The organism is Acidisoma sp. (assembly GCF_965199065.1).
Taxonomy (GTDB): Bacteria; Pseudomonadota; Alphaproteobacteria; order Acetobacterales; family Acetobacteraceae; genus Acidisoma.
Map to the genome: position 1 here is coordinate 1,750,326 of NZ_CBDAQN010000003.1, position 20,399 is coordinate 1,770,724.

The 20,399-nt window shown below is 66.1% G+C and carries 16 protein-coding genes; 9 read left to right on the forward strand and 7 right to left on the reverse strand.

Going from position 1 to position 20,399, the window contains the following annotated elements; all coding sequences use genetic code 11:
* The first annotated feature begins 119 nt into the window (after window positions 1-119).
* The 7 genes from rpoC (at window position 120) to ACOEQ1_RS16320 (ending at window position 10,818) form a co-directional block, all read left to right on the forward strand.
* Window positions 120-4,286, forward strand: coding sequence for a DNA-directed RNA polymerase subunit beta' (rpoC, locus tag ACOEQ1_RS16290; protein WP_419760278.1), 4,167 nt, complete (start codon window positions 120-122; stop codon window positions 4,284-4,286).
* 261 nt (window positions 4,287-4,547) lie between these two features.
* Window positions 4,548-5,660: a helix-turn-helix domain-containing protein gene (locus ACOEQ1_RS16295; RefSeq protein WP_419760279.1), complete on the forward strand. Its 1,113-nt coding sequence runs from the start codon at window positions 4,548-4,550 to the stop codon at window positions 5,658-5,660.
* Window positions 5,657-6,811, forward strand: coding sequence for a flavodoxin-dependent (E)-4-hydroxy-3-methylbut-2-enyl-diphosphate synthase (ispG, locus tag ACOEQ1_RS16300; protein ID WP_419760280.1), 1,155 nt, complete (start codon window positions 5,657-5,659; stop codon window positions 6,809-6,811). The genes ACOEQ1_RS16295 and ispG overlap by 4 nt, the downstream gene beginning before the upstream one ends.
* A 124-nt stretch (window positions 6,812-6,935) precedes the next feature.
* Window positions 6,936-8,195, forward strand: coding sequence for a histidine--tRNA ligase (gene hisS / locus ACOEQ1_RS16305; protein ID WP_419760281.1), 1,260 nt, complete (start codon window positions 6,936-6,938; stop codon window positions 8,193-8,195).
* The gene (prfA, locus tag ACOEQ1_RS16310) at window positions 8,192-9,259 is read left to right on the forward strand and encodes a peptide chain release factor 1 (RefSeq protein WP_419760282.1); all 1,068 of its coding nucleotides are present in this window, start codon (window positions 8,192-8,194) and stop codon (window positions 9,257-9,259) included. Before hisS ends, prfA begins: the two co-directional genes overlap by 4 nt.
* Before the next feature lie 88 nt (window positions 9,260-9,347).
* Window positions 9,348-10,037 (forward strand): peptide chain release factor N(5)-glutamine methyltransferase, encoded by a 690-nt coding sequence (gene prmC / locus ACOEQ1_RS16315; RefSeq protein ID WP_419760724.1) that lies wholly within the window; start codon window positions 9,348-9,350, stop codon window positions 10,035-10,037.
* A gap of 289 nt (window positions 10,038-10,326) precedes the next feature.
* Complete coding sequence (locus ACOEQ1_RS16320; protein ID WP_419760725.1) at window positions 10,327-10,818, forward strand: DUF4167 domain-containing protein; 492 nt, start codon at window positions 10,327-10,329, stop codon at window positions 10,816-10,818.
* 15 nt (window positions 10,819-10,833) lie between these two features.
* On the opposite strand, the gene ACOEQ1_RS16325 is transcribed toward ACOEQ1_RS16320, so the two are convergent.
* The 7 genes from ACOEQ1_RS16325 to ACOEQ1_RS16355 form a co-directional block, all read right to left on the reverse strand.
* Entirely contained in the window at window positions 10,834-11,109 is a 276-nt protein-coding gene (locus ACOEQ1_RS16325) for an acylphosphatase (RefSeq protein WP_419760283.1), read from the reverse strand.
* The gene (locus ACOEQ1_RS16330) at window positions 11,106-11,813 is read right to left on the reverse strand and encodes an ATP12 family chaperone protein (RefSeq protein ID WP_419760284.1); all 708 of its coding nucleotides are present in this window, start codon (window positions 11,811-11,813) and stop codon (window positions 11,106-11,108) included. Before ACOEQ1_RS16330 ends, ACOEQ1_RS16325 begins: the two co-directional genes overlap by 4 nt.
* 2 nt (window positions 11,814-11,815) lie before the next feature.
* Window positions 11,816-14,455: an AsmA family protein gene (locus ACOEQ1_RS16335; protein ID WP_419760285.1), complete on the reverse strand. Its 2,640-nt coding sequence runs from the start codon at window positions 14,453-14,455 to the stop codon at window positions 11,816-11,818.
* Between the two features lie 26 nt (window positions 14,456-14,481).
* Window positions 14,482-15,315, reverse strand: coding sequence for a nucleoside triphosphate pyrophosphohydrolase (gene mazG / locus ACOEQ1_RS16340; RefSeq protein WP_419760286.1), 834 nt, complete (start codon window positions 15,313-15,315; stop codon window positions 14,482-14,484).
* Complete coding sequence (locus tag ACOEQ1_RS16345) at window positions 15,312-16,073, reverse strand: NAD kinase (protein ID WP_419760726.1); 762 nt, start codon at window positions 16,071-16,073, stop codon at window positions 15,312-15,314. The genes mazG and ACOEQ1_RS16345 overlap by 4 nt, the downstream gene beginning before the upstream one ends.
* A 68-nt stretch (window positions 16,074-16,141) precedes the next feature.
* Window positions 16,142-16,978 carry a carbon-nitrogen hydrolase family protein gene (locus tag ACOEQ1_RS16350; RefSeq protein WP_419760287.1) on the reverse strand — a complete coding sequence of 279 codons (837 nt, stop codon included), beginning with the start codon at window positions 16,976-16,978 and terminating at the stop codon, window positions 16,142-16,144.
* Window positions 16,979-17,012: 34 nt separating this feature from the next.
* On the reverse strand, window positions 17,013-17,447 hold the full coding sequence (locus ACOEQ1_RS16355) for a hypothetical protein (protein WP_419760288.1): 435 nt from the start codon (window positions 17,445-17,447) through the stop codon (window positions 17,013-17,015).
* 137 nt (window positions 17,448-17,584) lie between these two features.
* Between ACOEQ1_RS16355 and ACOEQ1_RS16360 the strand changes: the two genes are divergently transcribed.
* Both ACOEQ1_RS16360 and ACOEQ1_RS16365 read left to right on the forward strand, forming a co-directional pair.
* Window positions 17,585-18,718, forward strand: coding sequence for a 2-aminoethylphosphonate--pyruvate transaminase (locus tag ACOEQ1_RS16360; RefSeq protein WP_419760289.1), 1,134 nt, complete (start codon window positions 17,585-17,587; stop codon window positions 18,716-18,718).
* A gap of 2 nt (window positions 18,719-18,720) precedes the next feature.
* Window positions 18,721-20,391, forward strand: a complete 1,671-nt coding sequence (locus tag ACOEQ1_RS16365) for a formate--tetrahydrofolate ligase (RefSeq protein ID WP_419760290.1) — start codon at window positions 18,721-18,723, stop codon at window positions 20,389-20,391.
* Window positions 20,392-20,399 lie beyond the last annotated feature (8 nt).

A 20,399-nucleotide genomic window follows, 5' to 3' on the forward strand; every position in this document is an offset into this window, starting at 1 on the left:
CCCCCGCACCTACTCGTCGCCCATGGCCTTACTAAGATTAGTTGTAAGCGTTGGATTTAACCCGTGTCACCGCGCCGGCTCCGAGCCGGCGAGGCGAGCGGTTTGAAGGTGAAGCCCGCATGAACGAGCTTATGAAAATCCTGGGTCAAACCGGTCAGCCGATGACCTTTGACCAGATCCAGATCAAGATTGCCTCGCCCGAGCAGGTGCGGAGCTGGTCGTACGGAGAGATCAAGAAGCCCGAGACCATCAACTACCGCACCTTCAAGCCGGAGCGGGACGGCCTTTTCTGCGCCCGCATCTTCGGCCCGATCAAGGACTACGAGTGCCTGTGCGGCAAGTACAAGCGCATGAAGTTCCGCGGCATCATCTGCGAGAAGTGCGGCGTCGAGGTGACGCTGGCGAAGGTCCGCCGCGAGCGCATGGGGCATATCGAGCTCGCCTCGCCGGTCGCGCACATCTGGTTCCTCAAGTCGTTGCCGTCCCGCATCGGCCTGATGGTCGACCTGACGCTGAAGGACCTCGAGAAAGTCCTGTACTTCGAGAGCTATGTGGTGCTCGAGCCCGGCACGACGGATCTCAAGATGCACCAGATGCTGACCGAAGATCAGCTGATGGCCAAGCAGGACGAGTTCGGCGAGGACGGTTTCCGCGCCGGCATTGGCGCTGAGGCGGTGAAGCGCATCCTGGCCGACATCGACCTCGATGCCGAAAAGACGCGCATGCGGGTGGAGCTCAAGTCCACAACGAGCGAGGCCAAGCGCAAGAAGCTGGTCAAGCGCCTCAAGCTGGTGGAGGCCTTCGCCGAGTCCGGCTCGCAGCCGAGCTGGATGATCCTGGACGTGGTGCCGGTGATCCCGCCCGAGCTGCGTCCGCTGGTGCCGCTCGACGGCGGCCGTTTTGCGACCTCCGACCTCAATGACCTTTATCGCCGCGTCATCAACCGCAACAACCGCCTGAAGCGGCTGATCGAGCTGCGCGCGCCGGACATCATCGTCCGCAACGAGAAGCGCATGCTGCAGGAGAGCGTCGACGCCCTGTTCGACAACGGCCGTCGCGGCCGTGCGATCACCGGCGCCAACAAGCGGCCGCTGAAGTCGCTATCTGACATGCTCAAGGGCAAGCAGGGCCGGTTCCGTCAGAACCTGCTCGGTAAGCGCGTCGACTATTCCGGCCGTTCGGTCATCGTGGTGGGTCCGGAGTTGAAGCTCCACCAATGCGGCCTGCCGAAGAAGATGGCGCTGGAGCTGTTCAAGCCCTTCATTTACGCCAAGCTCGAGAAGTACGGTCACGCCACGACCATCAAGGCCGCGAAGCGGATGGTGGAGAAGGAGCGTCCCGAGGTCTGGGATATCCTGGAAGAGGTCATCCGCGAGCATCCGGTGATGCTCAACCGCGCTCCGACCTTGCATCGCCTCGGCATCCAGGCCTTCGAGCCGGTGCTGATCGAGGGCAAGGCGATCCAGCTGCATCCGCTGGTCTGCACGGCCTTCAACGCCGACTTCGATGGCGACCAGATGGCGGTCCATGTGCCTCTCAGTGTCGAGGCGCAGCTGGAAGCCCGTGTGCTGATGATGTCGACCAACAACATCCTCAGCCCTGCGAACGGCAAGCCGATCATCGTGCCGAGCCAGGACATCGTGCTCGGCCTGTACTACCTGTCGCTGGAGACGCCCGAGTTCCGGGCGACGAAGGACCAGGACGCGCCGGCTTTCGGGACGATCGGCGAGCTGGAGCACGCTCTGGCGGCCAAGCGCATCCAAATGCACGACAAGATCCGCGCCCGCATGCTGGTGAAGGAGAATGACGGCGAGCCGGTTCGCCGCATTATCGTCACCACGCCGGGCCGCATGCTGATCGGCCAGATCCTGCCGCTGCATGTGAACGTGCCCTTCGCGCTGCTCAACAAGCAGCTGACGAAGAAGAACGTCTCGGACGTGATCGATGCGGTGTACCGCCACTGTGGCCAGAAGGAATGCGTGATCTTCGCGGATCGCCTGATGGGTCTCGGCTTCTCCAACGCGGCCAAGGCCGGATTGTCGTTCGGCAAGAACGACCTCATCATTCCGAAGGAGAAGCCTGAGCTGATCCTGAAGACCCAGAACGAGGTCAAGGAGTTCGAGCAGCAGTATCAGGACGGCCTGATCACGGCGGGCGAGCGCTACAACAAGGTGGTTGACGCCTGGTCGCGTTGCACGGACAGCGTTGCAGCCGCCATGATGAAGGAGATCTCCAAGCAGGAGATCGGCACGCCGACCAACTCGGTGTGGATGATGAGCCACTCCGGCGCGCGTGGGTCGCCAGCCCAGATGCGTCAGCTGGCCGGCATGCGCGGCCTGATGGCCAAGCCCTCCGGCGAGATCATCGAGCAGCCGATCATCGCCAACTTCAAGGAAGGCCTGTCGGTTCTCGAATACTTCAACTCGACCCATGGCGCCCGCAAGGGCCTCGCGGATACCGCGTTGAAGACGGCCAACTCCGGCTACCTGACCCGTCGTCTGGTGGACGTGGCGCAGGACAGCATCATCGTCGAGGAAGACTGCGGCACCGAGAAGGGCCTGACGGTTCGCGCCGTCATGGACGGCGGCGAGACGGTATCCTCGCTCTCCGAGCGCATCCTGGGCCGGACCTCAGCCGAGGACATCATCGACCCGGCTTCAGGCAAGGTTCTGGTCAAGAACAACATCCTGATCGAGGAAGAGGAAGCCGACCTCATCGAGAAGTCGGGTGTCGAGGCGGTGAAGATCCGCTCGGTGCTGACCTGCGAGGCCGCGGTCGGCTGCTGCGGCCATTGCTACGGGCGCGATCTTGCCCGCGGCACGCCGGTCAACGCCGGTGAGGCGGTGGGCGTCATCGCCGCCCAATCCATCGGTGAGCCTGGCACGCAGCTGACCATGCGCACGTTCCACATCGGCGGCGCCGCTCAGCGTGGCGCCGAGCAGTCGAGCGTCGAGGCGAGCCACGACGGCACCGTCCAGGTGCGCAACCGCAACGTGGTCACGAACAGCTCGGGCGTGCCCGTGGTGATGAGCCGGAACTGCGAGATCGTGCTGCAGGATGCGAACCACCGTGAACGCGCCCGTTTCCGTGTGCCCTACGGGGCGCGATTGCTGACGGATGACGGCAACACCGTCGCCCGCGGCCAGAAGCTGGCGGAGTGGGATCCGTACACGCTGCCGATCATCACGGAGCGCAACGGCATCATCGAGTTCGCCGATGTCATGGAGGGCGTGACGCTGGTGGAGCGGATGGACGAGGTGACCGGCCTCACCTCCAAGGTCGTCGTCGATTACAAGCAGGCGACCAAGGCCGTCGATCTGCGGCCGCGCATGTTGCTCAAGGACACCAAGGGCGACGTGGTGAAGCTGCCGAACGGGTCCGAGGCGCGCTACTTCCTTTCGCCCGACAGTATTCTGTCGGTCGAAAACGGAGCGACGGTCGCGGCGGGTGACGTGCTGGCGCGTATTCCGCGCGAGGGCAGCAAGACGCGCGACATCACGGGCGGTCTGCCGCGCGTGGCGGAGCTGTTCGAGGCGCGGCGCCCGAAGGATCACGCGATCATCGCGGAGATCGACGGGCGGGTGGAATTCGGCAAGGATTACAAGGCAAAGCGCCGTATCATCGTGAAGAACGACGAGACCGGCGAGGAGACCGAGTATCTGGTGCCGAAGGGCAAGCACGTCTCGGTGCAGGAAGGCGACTTCGTGCGTCTCGGCGACCCGCTGGTCGACGGCCCGCGCGTGCCGCACGACATCCTGCGCGTTCTGGGTGTCGAGGCGCTGTCCGACTATCTCGTCAACGAGATCCAGGACGTGTACCGGCTGCAGGGCGTGAAGATCAACGACAAGCACATCGAGGTCATCGTTCGCCAGATGCTGCAGAAGGTCGAGATCACCGATCCGGGCGACACCACCTTCCTGACGGGCGAGCAGATCGACCGGACGGAGTTCGATCTCGAGAACGAGAAGCGGATCAAGGCGGGTGAGCGCGTTGCGGCGGCAACGCCGGTACTGCAGGGCATCACCAAGGCCAGCCTGCAGACGCACAGCTTCATCAGCGCCGCCTCCTTCCAGGAGACCACGCGTGTGCTGACCGAGGCGGCGACCGCCGGTAAAATGGATCAGCTCCAGGGCCTGAAGGAGAACGTGATCGTCGGGCGTCTCATCCCGGCGGGCACGGGCAGTGTGATGAACCGGTTGCGGCAGGTGGCAGCCGGTCAGCACAAGGGTCGCGTTTTGCGGCAGGAGCTTACGAAGCTCCCAAGTCCCGATATTGCCGCAGAGTAAGGCGGCAGTATAAGCGGATAGGCGGTATGTTGTTGCGCGGCCCGTTAAAGGCTGCGCAACAACTAAGTCTACAATGATGTTCGTGGAGATTTAACCCTGATCGAGTCGACGGATGCAGCGAAACAGGGCATTGTTGGTCTTCCCCAAACCCGGCGAACTGGCGGGACCGGCTCACGCAACATGTGACGGGCCCGTTGTTAGCCGAGCCGCACGGAACGGTAGAGAGTGGCAGTCCTGGATACACACAGAGATAGGGTGGAGATGGACTTGGGCTTCCCCGGCGAAGCGCCCGCTCAGCCCGGCGTGGGGACGTCACGTATCGGCGGAGACCTGCGGGCGGCGCGCGAACGGCTGGGTTGGGACATCGAGCCTGTGGCGGAAGCGCTTAAGCTTAAACCTGCGTTCATTCGAGCCATTGAGCAAGGTGATCTCGCCGGCCTACCCGCGCCCGCTTACACCGTTGGGTTTGTGCGAACCTATGCGACAGCGCTCGGCCTAGACCCTAACGAGGCAATTCGTCGCTTCCGGGGCGAGCGAAATGAGGTCAACCGCAAGACTGAGCTCGCGTTCCCGGCGCCGGTGCCGCAGCGAGGCGTGCCGGCCGGAGCCCTTGTTCTCGTCGGCGCCGTTATCGCTATCGGCGGCTATATCGGCTGGTATCACTACTCCGGTCGTAGCTTGCGTTCGACGGCGACCGTCGATCAGGTGCCCGCGCATCTGGAGCCCCTGGCGCCGCCGTCGGGGCCGCGCGTGGTGATGATGGTGCCATCCAGTTCGAAAAAGGTTGTGCCGCCCGAACTGCATGCGGCGGCGGTCGGTGCCAGTTTTGCCGGCGAGCCCGATGTCTCGCCATCCTCTGCGGCAGCTGCGGTTCCGATGCCGCCTGCGGCCCCGCCCGTTGCAGCGGCATCCGCCCCCGCGGCAGCCTCCTCTGGCGCAGCGTCGCCTGCAGTCGTGGCCACTACCACGCCTGCTCCAGTTCAGGCGGCCGAAGGGGTTGCCAACGCGGCGGCCAACGCAACCGCCCCAGGCGTGCCCGGGCCGATGGTCATCCGGGCCACGGCGGATGCCTGGATCGAGATCAAGAACGCCGCCGGCCGGGTCGTCTATGAGACGGTGCTGCATCCCGGCGGCAGTTACACGGTGCCGGATCAGCCCCAGCTCACGCTGACGACGGGCAATGCCTCCGCCAACCAAAGTCATTCTTTCCGGCAATACGATCGGCCCGCTCAGGGGCCACGTGCTACGCAATGTTCCGCTCGACGCCGACAGTTTGAGGGCAGCGAGCGCCCAGCCCGATGGGGCAGCCCCCACGGCCCAATGACCGCGCTCGCGCCCGGATACAGCGTCAGCCGGAACAGGAGCAATCGATGAGCTACCGTCCTTATCAGCAGATCGACCGCCGCCGCTCGCGCCAGATCAGCGTCGGCCCCGTCAAGGTCGGCGGCGACGCGCCGATCTCCGTCCAGACCATGACCAACACGCTGACGACGGATGTCGCCGCGACTGTCGCCCAAATCCAGCTTTCGGAGCGCGCGGGTGTCGACATCGTGCGCGTCTCCTGCCCCGATCAGGAGAGCACGGCCGCGCTCAAGGATATCGTGCGGCAGGTGAGCGTGCCGATCGTCGCCGATATTCATTTCCACTATCGTCGAGCGATCGAGGCGGCCCAGGCCGGTGCTGCCTGCCTTCGCATCAACCCCGGCAATATCGGCAGCCCCGAGCGCGTCCGTGAGGTGGTGAATGCCGCCCGCGACCATGGCTGCTCGATCCGCATCGGCGTGAACGCCGGATCACTGGAAAAGCACCTGCTGGAGAAGTACGGCGAGCCGAACCCGGAGGCGCTCGTCGAGAGCGCGCTGGAGCACGCGAAGATCCTCCAGGACCATGACTTCCACGAGTTCAAGATCAGCGTGAAGGCGTCCGATGTCTTCATGGCCGTCGCCGCGTATCAGCAGCTTGCCGACGTTTGCGACCATCCGCTGCATATTGGCATCACTGAAGCCGGGGGCCGCCGCACGGGTACGGTGAAATCCTCGATCGGTCTGGGCTCGCTGCTCTGGGCCGGCATCGGCGATACGATGCGCGTCTCGCTCTCGGCTGAGCCCGAGGAAGAGGTGCATGTCGGCTGGGAGATCCTGAAGTCGCTGGGCATCCGCCATCGCGGCGTCCGGATCATCTCCTGCCCGTCCTGCGCGCGTCAGGGGTTCGATGTGATTCGCACGGTCGCGGCGCTCGAGGATCGGCTCGCCCATATCGAGACGCCGATCACGCTCTCCATCATCGGCTGCGTCGTCAATGGGCCGGGCGAAGCCCTGATGACCGACCTCGGCATCACCGGCGGCGGGGCCGGACGGCACATGGTCTACAGCGCCGGGCGCCAGGACCACACGATCGACAAGGACGCCATGATCGACCACGTTGTCGAGATGGTCGAGACCCGCGCCGCGGCCCTTCGCGCCGCCGACCCGAAGCTCGTGCCCGCGCCGGTCACCATCCACGCCGAGGCCGAAGCCGCCGAATAGAGCGCCAAGAGCCTGCCGCCGTGGCAGGCCGGACAAGGTGCCGGTCTCCATGGCGGAATAGGCGAGCCTTATTCGCGTGACGATCTGCTAGATCGTCAGGATCATTTTTGAGGCCATTCCACACGTGACCAGCCTTCAGCCTGTCCGCGGCACCCGGGATCTCATCGGCGACGACATGCGCCGTCATCGCCATGTGGTCGACGCTGCCCGCCGTGTTGCGGAACTCTATGGATACGAGGAGTGGTCGACACCGATCTTCGAGGAAACCGGCGTGTTCTCCCGTACTCTGGGCGAGACGTCAGACGTCGTGACGAAGGAGATGTACACCTTTGCCGACCGTGGCGGCGACAGCATCACCTTGCGCCCAGAGGCGACGGCCTCCGTCTGCCGCGCCCTCGTGACGAACGGTCTCACCCAGTCGCTGCCCCAGAAGGTCTTCTATGCGGGGCCGATGTTCCGGTACGAGCGGCCGCAGAAGGGCCGCTACCGCCAGTTCCACCAGATCGGGCTGGAGCTGATCGGCCCGGCCGAACCCCTGGCAGATGCCGAGGTCATCGCCTGCGGCTGGCAAATCCTGAGGGAACTCGGGCTGGCCGCGGACGTGATGCTGGAGATCAACACGCTCGGGGACGCCGAGAGCCGGGCCGCCTATCGCGCGGCGCTCGTCGGCTACTTCACGGCTCATGAGACGGCGCTGTCGGAGGACAGCCGGGCAAGGCTGACACGAAATCCCATGCGCATCCTCGACAGCAAGGACGAGGGCGACAAGCGTATCGTCGCCGACGCGCCCACAATCGCTGCGCATCTGACCGTCGAGGCCGCCCGCTTCTATGACACGGTGCGCGGACATCTTGCCCGCCTCGCCATTCCCTTCGCCGAGAACCCCCGTATCGTTCGCGGCCTCGACTACTACAACCACACGGCGTTCGAATTCGTCACGACGAGCCTCGGTGCTCAGGGCACGGTCATGGGCGGTGGCCGTTATGACGGCCTTGTAGCCGAAATGGGTGGTCCGCAGACGCCGGCGGTCGGCTGGGCAGCAGGCATCGAGCGGATGGCCATGCTCATCGCGCAGCCAAAGACGGTGAACGGCCTCGTCGCAGTCATCCCCGCCGGCGACGATGCCGAGGCAGAGGCCTTCGCCCTCGTCCAGACGCTCCGCGGCGCCGGTATCCGCAGCGAGATCGGCTACCGCGGCAATCTGCGCCGGCGCATGGAACGGGCAAATCGCAACGGTGCCCGGGCCGCTGTCATTCTTGGCGCCGAGGAAGCCGCGCGCGGTGTCGCGCAGCTCAAGGATCTCGTCAGCGGCGAACAGCGCGAGGTTTCGCTGGCAGATCTGCCGATGGCGCTGCACGCCTTGCCGACGGAGCCGGTTGCGTGAGTCTGGCCGCCAAATTCGATGACATCGTGGCGCGCGCCGATGAATTGCGCGATCAACTCTCTTCGGGCGTGACGGGCGAGGGTTTCGTTCGCGCATCCCGCGAGCTGGCGGAGATCGAGCAAGTCGTTGCTCTGATTAACGAGCTTCGGACGACTGAGCGAAGCATGGCCGAAGCCTCCGCCATGCTGGCTGACCCGGAGATGAAGGAACTGGCGGAAGCCGAGACCCAATCGTTGAAGGGCCGCATCCCGCAGCTCGAAAGCGAGATCCAGCTTGCGTTGCTGCCCAAGGACGAGGCCGACGAGCGCTCGGCCATCCTCGAGATCCGTCCGGCGGCGGGCGGCGACGAGGCGGGGCTCTTCGCTTCGCAGCTGTTCGGCATGTACCAGCGTTATGCCGAAGCGCAAGGCTGGCGCTTCGAGATCATGGAGTATGGGGACACGGAACTTGGCGGGCTCAAGGAGGGCATCGCCAACGTCACCGGCCGGAACGTGTTCGCCCGGCTGAAGTTCGAGTCCGGCGTGCATCGCGTGCAGCGTGTGCCCGAGACCGAGAGCCAGGGACGCATCCACACCTCCACCGTCACCGTTGCGGTGCTGCCGGAGGCCGAGGAGGTCGATGTCGAGGTCAACGAGGGCGACCTCAGGATCGATGTCTACCGCGCCTCGGGGGCCGGCGGGCAGCACGTCAACAAAACCGAAAGCGCCGTTCGCATCACGCATATTCCCACCGGGATCGTGGTGGCGATGCAGGAAGAGAAGAGCCAGCACAAGAACAAGGCGAAGGCGATGAAGATACTGCGCGCCCGGATGTACGAGCGGCAGCGTGCCAGCCTGCATGCGACCAGGGCAGCGGATCGTCGCTCGCAGGTCGGCACCGGCGACCGTAGCGAGCGCATCCGCACCTATAACTTTCCGCAAGGCCGGGTGACCGATCACCGCATCAACCTCACCCTCTACAAGATCGACCGGGTCATCATGGGCGATCTGGACGAGATCATCGCGGCTCTGGCCGCCGAGGATCAGGCCGCGCGCCTTGCGAGCTTCACCTCCGCCGACGCGTGACGCGCCCGCTTGAGGACGTGCTCCGGACAGCGACCGCCGCTCTCGCGCGGCCGGCGTCGACGAGCCGCATCGCGAGGCTCGGATCCTCCTGGCTCATGCCCTGGGGGTCGATCTGGCGGGTCTGCTGCGCCGACGGGGAGGACACGTCGCACCCGACGAGGATGGGCGCTTTGAGCGACTGCTCGCACGGCGCGCGGAGCGAGTGCCGGCGGCCGTTCTTCTCGGCCATCGCGAGTTTTGGAGCCTCGATTTTCTGGTGACGGCGGATACCCTCATCCCGCGCCCGGAGTCTGAGTTGATCATCGAAGCTGCGGTGGCGCTTCACGAAGACCGCAGGATCGAGCGTGTTCTCGACCTTGGCACCGGCACCGGTTGCCTCCTGCTGGCGGCACTCACCGAATTCCCCGGCGCATGGGGGCTTGGCGTCGACCGTGCGCCGGCGGCGGCTATGGTGGCAAAACGGAACGCGGAGCGGCTAGGTTTGTCCCATCGCGCCGCTATCATGGCCGGCAGCTGGACGCAGGCGACTATCGGTCGCTTCGACCTCCTACTCTGCAATCCGCCCTATATCCCGGCTCAGGACATATCCGGGCTGATGCCGGAGGTGGCGCTTCACGAGCCGCATCTCGCCTTGGACGGCGGCGCTGACGGGCTGGACCCCTACCGGACACTGTTCCCGGATCTGCATGAGAGGCTTGCGCCCGGCGGCACCGCGCTTTTCGAATTCGGGGTGGGCAGGCCCCGGCCTTGCTTGATTTGGCCCGCCTTGCGGGTCTGAAGATCGTCGCTGTGCGCGAAGACCTTGCAGGGCATCCACGTGTGATGATTCTACGGTGGTCTTAAAAAACGGTTGGCTTCCCGAAGCGCGCGGGCTAGCGTGCGCCCTGCGTGGTGCAGCCGATCTTTACAGCGGTTGACCTGCAACAGTCCGCGACAAGGTTCCCAGGGCCTCGGCCCGGACCCCAGTTTGTGGAACCAAGTCCGAAGCGTGCAACCTCGCTCCGTCTTGACCCTCGTGACGCACGAGCATGGCCGGGTTGCGAACAGGAAAGCGATTCGTCGTAATAATGAATATTAAACGTATGCGTGGTCGCGGCCATCGCGGGAATGGGGCCACCGGGGGTGGAGGTGGCGGCAATGGCGGTGCCATGCGTCACCAGAGTTCCGGCGGGGCCAGTGGTGGGGTGCCGCTCAATCGCAACCACGTTTTCGACAGCAATGGGCCGGACCTGCGTATCCGCGGAACCGCCCAGCAGCTCTTCGAGAAGTATCTGCAGCTTGGGCGTGATGCCACGAGCTCGGGCGACCGGGTGATGGGGGAAGGCTACTTCCAGCATGCGGAGCACTACTTTCGCATCGTGAGCGCCATCAACCAGGCCGCTGCTCAACATCAGCAGCAGGCTGTGCATCAAAACGGCAATCAGCGCCGCAACGGCGAAGACATCTCGTCGTCCGAGGAGAATGAGTTCTCGCAGGACCGGGATTCATCCGACGACGGGCGTGGTAATTCGGTCGAGGCGCGGGAAATACCCATCACAGCCGCCGCGCCGGACGCCTGAACGTCGCGCCGCGGCTCAGGCGCCCGGCATCAACAGGAAGCCGGGCTCTTCCGGTGGCTCGGCGATTTCCTCGATGACGCTGTCGACCTGGGCGAATCGCGGTCCACGCCTGCAGGCCCGGGCAAGTTCCTCCACTGCATCGGCGGTGCCGCTGATCAGTGCCTCGACAGTCCCGTTGCTCCGGTTGCGAACCCAGCCATCGACGCCGAGGGCTGTCGCACGCTCCACCATCCAGGCCCGAAATCCGACGCCCTGAACCCGGCCGGACATGATCAGACGCTTGCTGCTCATGCGGAGCCTCGCGTCAGCAGGACATACCGGGCGGCCATTTTCACCTCCTGAGCGGCGCGCGCCCGGCGGGCCGCTGCCTCGTCGTCCCCGCCCCAATGCTCCTCCTGGAAAAGCTCGTCCAGAACGGAGATCTGGAACGCGGCATCGGCCTCCAGAGCGCCCTCCACGACCGCAAGCCCGAGCACCAGACTGCCCATTATCGGCACCATCACGCCCAGCCCGGCAAGGCCATGCGCGTCGTGCGATGCAACGGCCCGGGCGAGGGCGGCAAGTGCGTTCGGGTTCTGGTCGATGAGGCTTAAGCCCCGCGTAGCTGCCAGCATTGCGTCATACCGCCCGGCAGCCCAGTCGAGCCAAGGCTGCCATGCCGCATTCTGGCGCTGGACAAGATCGGGCGGCTCCTCCGCGCGGTAGCAGAGCAGGTCGCTTCGGGCATAGGCCGCGATCGAAGTCGCGGTATCGGTGGGTGCGGGCGCGATCCGGAACGTCGCCGTCGCCGCTAGCTGCGTCAGCGGCAGATGGTTGGGAGTGATAGGCGCTCCGATCGGCGGCGAACGCCATTCGTCGGCAATAGCCACGGCGAGCGGCCGCTGGCCGATGAGCAACGTGTCGCCGCCCGGCAGGCGCATGGGTTTGTCGTCCAGCCGGATGATGTAGCCGTCGCCTTCCGCATCGACGTCCACCCGCTCCCAGAAGCGCTTCATGGCTATTGGCCGTGCAAGAGTTGCTGGAGCAGGTTGATCGGCTTCCCGAGGAGGCCAGCATTGCCGCCATCCGGAGCCGGGCCAGCCTGCCCGTTGCGCGCCAGCACAAGCGCTGGGGCACAGGCCGGTGAAACGGGAGGCGCCCGATGCCTGCCGCCGACCAGGGACTGGAACAGCCCGTTGATCCCCTGACCTCCGTCCGGGCGCTCGCTGATGACCACGCTGCCGACCTTGCCCAGATGCGGGTCGGCAAAATAGCCGCTCACTGTGAGAGGCACGGTCAACTCGGTGCCGCCGAGGTAGAGATTGGGTTGCAGCGCGAGCGCCAGAGTCTCCTTGCCGAAATCGAGCGATCCGCTTCCCTGCAGCAGCAGGGCGGTCGTATCCAGCACGAGGGCGTTGACGGCGCCGACGCCGTTCGTCGCATCGATGCGGAGGGCGAGGCAGCGCAGTGGGATCTGGCCCGCCGCATTAAGCAATTCGGGCGGAATGACCCGCGCAGCATGAACGGCGGGACGGATTAGGGCGGCCAGCGCCTGGCCGTCGATGACGCCATTGACGGCCGCAATCCCGATGGATCCGTTCAAACTGGCCGCCAGCGCCTGCGTGGTCGTTCCCGAGCCGGTGAGGTTGGCGAAGACCTGCACCAACCCGTTGGCGGCGGTCGGCACTTGAAGAGCGCCGAGGAGCGGCGCGATGGCGAGGTTCGGGGCCTGCATCGCGAAGGAGGCGTGAGGCGTGGAGCCACGTGCATCGAACTGGCCGGCGGCGACCATTTCCCCGCCAGGGATGACGATGGAGGACGGCGCCACCGACAGCAGCCCGCGCAGCAGCGAAAGCTGCGTCACCAGCGCCCGGTATTCCAGACCGTCGAGCCGGACACTGGCGAAGGCGAGATTAACCTTTGCGTCGAAGGCTCGAAGGCTGGCGACCGGCAGTGGCAGGTTAGGGATGACCATGCGCTTGGGCGGCCCTGCCTGCGGCGCCGGAGACGGTGGCGGCAGTGCGGTTGCAGCGGGCGGGGGCGGTGGCAGGCCCGCGGGAACAGAGGCCGACGGTACGGAAGCGGCTGGTGTCGCGGCGGGAGGCGACAGTGCGAGCGCATCCAGATCGAGCCGGGCCGACCGAAGATCGGCCGTCACCATGGGTCGGGCGCCGTAATCGATGCCGGCGGCCCCTTCGAGGTCGCCTGGCGTGGCTGTAAGGTCGAGCGAGGTGAGCAGCAGGCCCTGGCGCAAGCCCAGCGGCATGTCGCTGAGAACGCCGGTGCCGGTCAGCGTCACCACCGGCGGCAGAGTTGTGCCCGCGAGCGGGGACAGGCGGCTGAGATCGGCGATCTGCGCAGCGACGTTGAGGTTGAGGCCGCGCAGAGCCCAGGGTTCGGCGATCGCCCCCTGAAGATGCAGGTTGGATTGAGCTGAGGTGAGCACGAGGTCGAGGGGCAGAGGCGTCTTCGGTTGCAGAAGGACGCCGAGCGGCCCGAGCGAGCCCGAGAGCGTGAAGGCGAGGCCGTTGCGCTCACCGAGGAGATCGACGGTCGCCGGCTGGTCCAGCGCAGGCGTCGTCATCGACAGGCTATCGAGCTTGAGGCCCGGCAACATCGCGCCGAGATCGGAGCCCTGGGCCTGAAGGCTAAGGTTGGTCGCGCCCGGCACGCCTTGGCCAGCATCGACGAGATGGGCACTCACCGTGATGCCGTGGATCGGCGGCAGGCTGACAAGTTGCGCCCGAACGCCAGCCGGCAGAAGCGGTGTCAGTGCCTCCAGCGCTGCGATAGAGCCATGAAGATCGAGCGCATACCCGCGTGCGTCGCGCGGGTCAGTGGCGGTCCCGGCAGCTTCCACCGAAGCGCCCTGCGTCGAGAGCGTGAGGTCCAGCGGCCAGATGCTATGGTCGGAGGGGTCCGTCAGGTGTGCAAAGGGGCCGGTGGTGCCGGACAACCCGACAGGCACGCCCTGCCAGACGGCATCCACGGAGACGGTCATTGGTGCGGACGCAGGTGGGGTGGTCCCGCTGCCCTGAGCCGTCAATCTCGCATGCGATACAGCGAGGCTGGCGGACGTGCGGCTGGTTCCATCACGGTAGGTGAACTGCCCGTCGACGATCTCGAGACTGTCGATGGCGACGCGCCAAGGGCCGGCACTGCTGTTGACCGTCATTGGTGACGGGCTCGTCGGGCTACTGGGCGTTGCCGGCTGGAACAGCCAGTTCGCCCGCCCGTCGGCGGTCCGCTCAAGCAATACAGCGGGATGGCGCAGGACGAGAGCCTGAATTTCAAGCCGGTGTTGCAGCATCGGCAGGAGGGCAATGCGCGTCTCGATCTCGTCGATCCGCGCCATCTCGGGCGAGGACCCGCCAGGGATGTTGGCGAGCCGCACATCCTGAGCTGTAAGGGTCGGCACCCAGGAGAGCTTGACCGCCAAGGGGCCGGCAAGGGTTACGTCGCGGCCTGTCGCCTGAGCGACAGCAGCGGCGATCTGGCTCTTGTAGGCATTGGGGTTGAAGGTCAGGAAGGCGACGAGGGCCGCCGCCACCGGCAGCACGATGACGATGAGGACGACCGCAATGAGAATCCGCCGTCCGGTGCGGCGGCGGCGCGGCAGGACAGGAGAGGAAAGGGGCGTATCAGGGGTATCGATCATGGCGCCCCTTTACCACGCCGACGACCTCAGTCGCCCGCCTGCGATGATGTTTCCGCGGATTTAACCGCCGCCCAATGCGCTTCCATTTCGGCCAGAGTGGCGTCTGTCGGTGGACGACCTTCGGCTGCAAGGCGGCGCTCGACAGCCTGGAAGCGCCGGGTAAATTTGGCGTTAGCGGCCCGTAGCGTCGCTTCGCTATCCAGACCTAGCTTACGGCACAGATTTGCCATGACGAACAGCAGGTCGCCCATTTCATCCGCCAGCCGCTCAGGGGCGGCGGACGCAATCTCGGCCTGCAGCTCTGCCACTTCCTCATCGAGCTTGGCGAAGAGGTCCGCGAGGTTCGGCCAATCGAAACCTACCCGCGCCGCGCGAGCCGACAGTTTCTGCGCGCGTGTCAGCGCCGGAAGCGTCACCGCGACGCCGTCGAGCGCGCTGACCGCCGCCTTCTTCTTGGCGGCGCGTTCCTCGGCCTTCTGCGCCTCCCAGGCGATCGTCTGGCCGCGGGCGTCCCGCTGGGCGGCGTCGGCGAAGATATGCGGATGACGGCGGATCAGCTTGTCGGAGATGCTCGTGGCAACATCGGCGAAGGTGAAGGTCCCGGCCTCGGCCGCCATCTGGCTGTGGAAGACGACCTGCAGAAGCAGATCGCCAAGCTCATCCCGAAGCGCCGAGGTGTCGCCGGTCGCGATCGCCTCCGCGACTTCGTATGCTTCCTCAATTGCGTAAGGGGCGATGGAGGCGTGGCTCTGCTCCACGTCCCAGGCGCAACCGCTCACCGGGTCTCGAAGACGCGCCATGATGTCGAGAAGAGCGCGCAGCTTCGCTTCAGGCTCGGGAGACCCAGCGACATCGTTCATGCGGTGAACTGTTCCGTCAGGATGCGTTCCGAAAGCCCGTGATCGGGGTCGAACAGCACGGTCACGGACATGCTCCGCTCCTCGCTGACAGCGACCGAAACGACGCGCCGCACCTCGAAGCTATCGGCGACCGCCGCAACCGGGCGCTTATCCACATCCAGCACCTCGAAAAGGACATCGGCCGAACTCGGTAACAGGGCGCCGTGCCACCGCCTTGGCCGGAAGGCGCTGATCGGCGTCAGCGGCAGAAGATTGGCCGACAGCGGCACGATCGGGCCATGGGCGGACAGGTTGTAGGCGGTTGAGCCGGCGGGCGTGGAGATGAGGATGCCGTCACAGATGAGCTCCGGGAGCCGCACCCGGCCATCCACCGAGATGCGAATTTTGGCCGTCTGCCGAAGCTGGCGGAGGAGGCTGACCTCATTGAGCGCGAGCGCCTCCTCGACGGCGCCGGTCTGAGTGACCGTGTGCATGCGCAACGGATGCAGCACCGCGCCCTGAGCGGCGCCCAGCCGCTCAGGGAGGGCCTCCTCGATGAAGCTGTTCATCAGAAAGCCGACGGAGCCGCAGTTCATTCCATAGACGGGGATCGCACGGCCAAGAACGCTGTGCATCGTCTCGAGCATGAAGCCGTCACCACCGAGAGCGACGACGACCTGCGCCTCCTGCACCGGCAGGTTGCCGTAGCGGATCGACAGACGTTCCAGCCCCTCCTGCGCCTGCGGGGCGGTGGAGGCGACAAAGGCGATGCGGGACAAAGACGTGCCGCCGAGGACCTGATCCAGTGCGAGCTGCCCGCTCGCCCGGTTAAGTGTCTGGGTGAGGCTCACGCCAGCTTCCGATGCTCGAGCACCGGCATGTCGCGCCGCATTCTTTGGGTGATCGCCTGATCGACCCGCCCCGTCGCCCAGCCGATGCCGTCTGAGGCGCGAGCAGTCACCAGCCCCCATGGGTCGCAGATGAGCGAATGTCCGTAGGTGACCCGTGGATCGTTGTTGCCGTCAAAGTGGCGCCCGTAGCAGGCCGGTGCCACCAGCCAGCACTGCGTTTCGATCGCGCGCGCTCGCAACAGAACCTCCCAGTGGTCGCGGCCAGTCTGGAGCGTGAAGGCCGCCGGCAGGAAGATGACCTCGGCCCCAGCCCGCCGCAGCTGCAGGAAGAGCTCCGGAAAACGGACATCATAGCAGATGGCAAGGCCGAAAGTGATGTCCTGCGCCCTGAACGTGACCACCCGGTCGCCGGCCCTGAAGACGGCGCTCTCGCGGTAGCCCTGACCATCCGGCGTCACGATGTCGAACAGGTGGATCTTGCGGTAGCGGGCGATCTCCTGCCCCTCCGGTCCGAATACGACCGTCGTGTTGTAGAGCCGGTCGCCCGCCAATTCGCCGATCGAGCCGCCATGCACGTAGATCTCGTTGCCGCGGGCGACTTCCCGCAGGAACTCGTACGCTTCGCCGCCGGCGGCGTTGGAGCCTTCGGGCGGCAACTCCTCGGCCTCACGAAACTTCGTCTCCCGGTCGCCGCCCAGGCAGGACCACATCTCGGGCAGGGCAATGAGCCTCGGCCGGCCGTCGGCGAGTACGCCCTGGATCAGCTCGCGCGCCTGGGCGATGTTCTGACGCTTGTCGGCCCCAGGGTTCATCTGGATCGCACTGATTCGCATGTTGCGGCTATCGCTCCCTAGCGTGCGTGTCTGCTCAGTCGAAGCGCGGTTCGGCGCGGCTGCCCCGCGGTTCATCGCGCTCCCCACGGACGGGCCTGATCGACCGGATCGTCCGCGACGAGGGTGCGGGGCGGTCATCGTAATCATAGGGATCGTGCGCGGGCGGAACCGGCGGCCGGGTGACCGGCGACGCGGCGGCAGGGCGTGCGGGTGCGAGCGGGGTCGTGTCGTAGGCATCTTCGTCCGGGCGGAACGAATGGCGTGCGGGTTCGCCGAGACGCAGCGAGAGCGTACGGATCTCGCCCTGAAGCTCATCCAGTCGCGCCTCGATGACATCAAGGCGCCCTTTGACCCCGATGACGCTGAACGGCATCAGCAGAAAAAGCAGCGCGTAGAGGATGGCGGGAACCAGGACGAGAATCGGCACCCACCAGGGAAGCCAGGGCGGAAGGGCGAATGGCATCGACATGTGGCCTCTTTACCAGCAAAAGCGGCGCACTGCGATGGAGTCGTAGCGACCCTTTTGGGTAGATCTGCGCACCGCATCGTGCCAAGCCAGCGCCAGAGCGAGTGCTCATTGCACAGCGAGTGAGAGAGCCTGCGACGATGCTGCTGCTGATACCGGGTCCTGTGATGACCCATACCGACGTGCGCGCCGCCGCTAACCGGGACATCGCACCCTGGGATCACGACATCCGCGCCGAGATTGCCACGCTGCTGGCGCGGCTGCGGACCTTGGCTGGCGGGCAGGAAGGCGTTCATGTCGCGCTGCCGCTCCCGGGCTCTGGCCACTTCATGGTCGAGGCGGCGATCCGCACCTTCGTGCCCCCGGAGCAAGACAGCTCTGTTGGCGGCATCCTGGTCCCCGCGACGGGCCAATATGCCGACCGCATGGTCCGGCTGGCGCGCGAGGCTGGCCGCCGGGTGGCGATCCTGCCTGCCTCGCTGACGGAGCCGCTGCCTGCCGCGGCGGTCGAAGCAGCCTTACGCGCGGACCCTGGCATCACCCATCTCGGCCTGGTCTACAGCGAGACGAGCACCGGCATCGTCCATGATCCGGAGGCGATCGGCGCCGTGGTCCGCGGACTCGGGCGGCGGATGATCCTGGACGCGGTCTCCGCCTTCGGGGCGCTGCCGATCGCGGTCGCCGATCATCCGGAGATCGACGCGCTGATCTTCACGCCGAACAAGTGCCTGGAAGCGCTGCCCGGGTTCAGCATGGCCGTATGCCCGGTCCAGCGATTGGAGGACTGCGCGGGGCAGGCCGGAAGCTGGTCCTTCGACCTCGCCGACATCTACCAGAATGGCCTCACCAACGGCCCCGGTGCAGGCCGCTTCACGCCGCCGATCCAGGCCTTGGCGGCGCTCGGGACGGCGCTCGACCGGCTCGATGCGGAGGGCGGACGCGAAGCCCGCCTCGCGCGATACCGCGACAACATGTCGGCCTTGTATGATGGGATCGAAGGCCTTGGACTGCGGCCCTTCCTGCCGCGCGCCATCCAGGGGCCAATCATCATGAACGTCCACGCTCCAGTTCAGCCGAGCTGGGACCTGCGCCGCTTCGTCGAGGCGCTGAAGCGGCGCGGCGTGCTGATCAGCAACTTCCGCAACACCGAAGAACCCAGCATGCGGATAGGAGCAATAGGGGCCATCACGCGGCACGACATCCTCCGCGCAGTGAAGGCGATGGGAGAGACGCTCGACGAGCTTGGGCTGCGCCCGATGACGAGGGCCGCCTGACGATGGGACATGACGAGGCTATCGCCCGAGCGGCGACACTCAGCCCGATCGGCGAGATCGCGGCGAAAGCCGGCATTCCGGCCGAAGTGCTGGAACCCTACGGGCACTTCAAGGCCAAGATCGGGCTGGACTTCGTGGCCTCGCGCGCAACCCGCCCGCCAGGCCGGCTCGTGCTCGTCACCGGCATCAGCCCGACGCCCGCCGGCGAAGGCAAGACGACCACGACCATCGGTCTCGGCGATGCGCTGAACCGTCAGGGCACCCGGACGATGATTTGCCTGCGGGAGCCGAGCCTCGGCCCGTGTTTCGGCATCAAGGGCGGGGCGACGGGCGGCGGCCGGGCGCAGGTCGCGCCGATGGACCAGATCAACCTGCATTTCACCGGCGACTTCCACGCCATCACCTCGGCGCACAACCTGCTGGCGGCGATGCTGGACAACCACCTGTTCTGGGACAACCCGCTCGGCATCGATCCGCGCCGCATCCGGTGGCGCCGGGCGCTCGACATGAACGACCGCGCTCTCCGCTCCATCGTCGACGGCCTCGGCGGCGTCTCGAACGGCGCGCCGCGCGAGGATGGGTTCGACATAACGGTCGCCTCCGAGGTCATGGCGATCTTCTGCCTGTCGCGTGATCTCGACGACCTGCAGGAGAGGCTCGGCCGCATCGTCGTCGCCGAGCGCCGTGACGGGAGCGCCGTGACGGCGCGAGACCTGAAGGCCGACGGCGCGATGGCCGCACTGCTACGCGATGCGCTGGCGCCTAATCTGGTGCAGACCCTGGAGGGTTCGCCCGCCCTGGTGCATGGCGGCCCCTTCGCCAACATCGCCCATGGCTGCAACTCGGTGATCGCAACACGACTGGGGCTGAGCCTCGCCGATGTCGTTGTGACGGAGGCGGGCTTTGGCGCGGATCTCGGCGGCGAAAAGTTCCTCGACATCAAATGCCGGCAGGCGGGGCTGGAGCCGGCCTGCGCCGTGATCGTTGCCACCATCCGGGCGCTGAAGATGCACGGCGGCGTGGCAAAGAACGCTCTCGGCACTGCGGATGTCGAGGCGGTGCGCAGAGGCGCTGGCAACCTGCTCCGCCACATCGAGAACATCGGCAAATTCGGTCTGCCCGTCGTGGTGGCGCTCAACCACTTCACCAGCGACACGGATGAGGAGCGCGGGGCGCTCGCCGATCTGCTGTCGCCGCTCGGGGTGACGCTCGTGCCCTGCACGCACTGGGCAGATGGCGCCGCAGGTGCTGCGGCGCTGGCCGAGACGGTGATCGAGCTTATCCGCCAGGACAATGCCCGTTTCGCGCCCATTTATCCGGATGCGATGCCGCTCGCCGAAAAGATCGAGACCGTCGCCCGGGAGATCTACCGGGCCGACGGCATCGACCTGACGCCCGCTGCGGCCAAGCGGCTGGCGGCCATCGAGGCGGCGGGTTACGGTCATCTTCCCGTCTGCATCGCGAAGACGCAGTATAGCTTCAGCGCCGATCCGGCCCTGCTTGGCGCGCCGCTGGGCCATCGGCTTCCGGTGCGCGAGGTGCGGCTGGCGGCAGGAGCAGGATTTGTAGTGGCGCTTGCCGGCACGATCATGACCATGCCGGGCCTCCCGCGCGTGCCCGCCGCAGAGAGCATCGGGTTGGACGAGAGCGGGCAGATCGTCGGACTTTTCTGAGGGAGGCT

What these genes read in the sequence shown, in the direction of transcription:
- rpoC (WP_419760278.1), top strand. Translation starts at nt 120, where the DNA reads ATGAACGAGCTTATGAAAATCCTGGGTCAAACCGGTCAGCCGATGACC.
- ACOEQ1_RS16295 (WP_419760279.1), top strand. Translation starts at nt 4,548, where the DNA reads ATGGACTTGGGCTTCCCCGGCGAAGCGCCCGCTCAGCCCGGCGTGGGG.
- ispG (WP_419760280.1), top strand. Translation starts at nt 5,657, where the DNA reads ATGAGCTACCGTCCTTATCAGCAGATCGACCGCCGCCGCTCGCGCCAG.
- ACOEQ1_RS16320 (WP_419760725.1), top strand. Translation starts at nt 10,327, where the DNA reads ATGAATATTAAACGTATGCGTGGTCGCGGCCATCGCGGGAATGGGGCC.
- ACOEQ1_RS16325 (WP_419760283.1), bottom strand. Translation starts at nt 11,109, where the DNA reads ATGAGCAGCAAGCGTCTGATCATGTCCGGCCGGGTTCAGGGCGTCGGA.
- ACOEQ1_RS16330 (WP_419760284.1), bottom strand. Translation starts at nt 11,813, where the DNA reads ATGAAGCGCTTCTGGGAGCGGGTGGACGTCGATGCGGAAGGCGACGGC.
- ACOEQ1_RS16335 (WP_419760285.1), bottom strand. Translation starts at nt 14,455, where the DNA reads ATGATCGATACCCCTGATACGCCCCTTTCCTCTCCTGTCCTGCCGCGC.
- mazG (WP_419760286.1), bottom strand. Translation starts at nt 15,315, where the DNA reads ATGAACGATGTCGCTGGGTCTCCCGAGCCTGAAGCGAAGCTGCGCGCT.
- ACOEQ1_RS16350 (WP_419760287.1), bottom strand. Translation starts at nt 16,978, where the DNA reads ATGCGAATCAGTGCGATCCAGATGAACCCTGGGGCCGACAAGCGTCAG.
- ACOEQ1_RS16355 (WP_419760288.1), bottom strand. Translation starts at nt 17,447, where the DNA reads ATGTCGATGCCATTCGCCCTTCCGCCCTGGCTTCCCTGGTGGGTGCCG.
- ACOEQ1_RS16360 (WP_419760289.1), top strand. Translation starts at nt 17,585, where the DNA reads ATGCTGCTGCTGATACCGGGTCCTGTGATGACCCATACCGACGTGCGC.
- ACOEQ1_RS16365 (WP_419760290.1), top strand. Translation starts at nt 18,721, where the DNA reads ATGGGACATGACGAGGCTATCGCCCGAGCGGCGACACTCAGCCCGATC.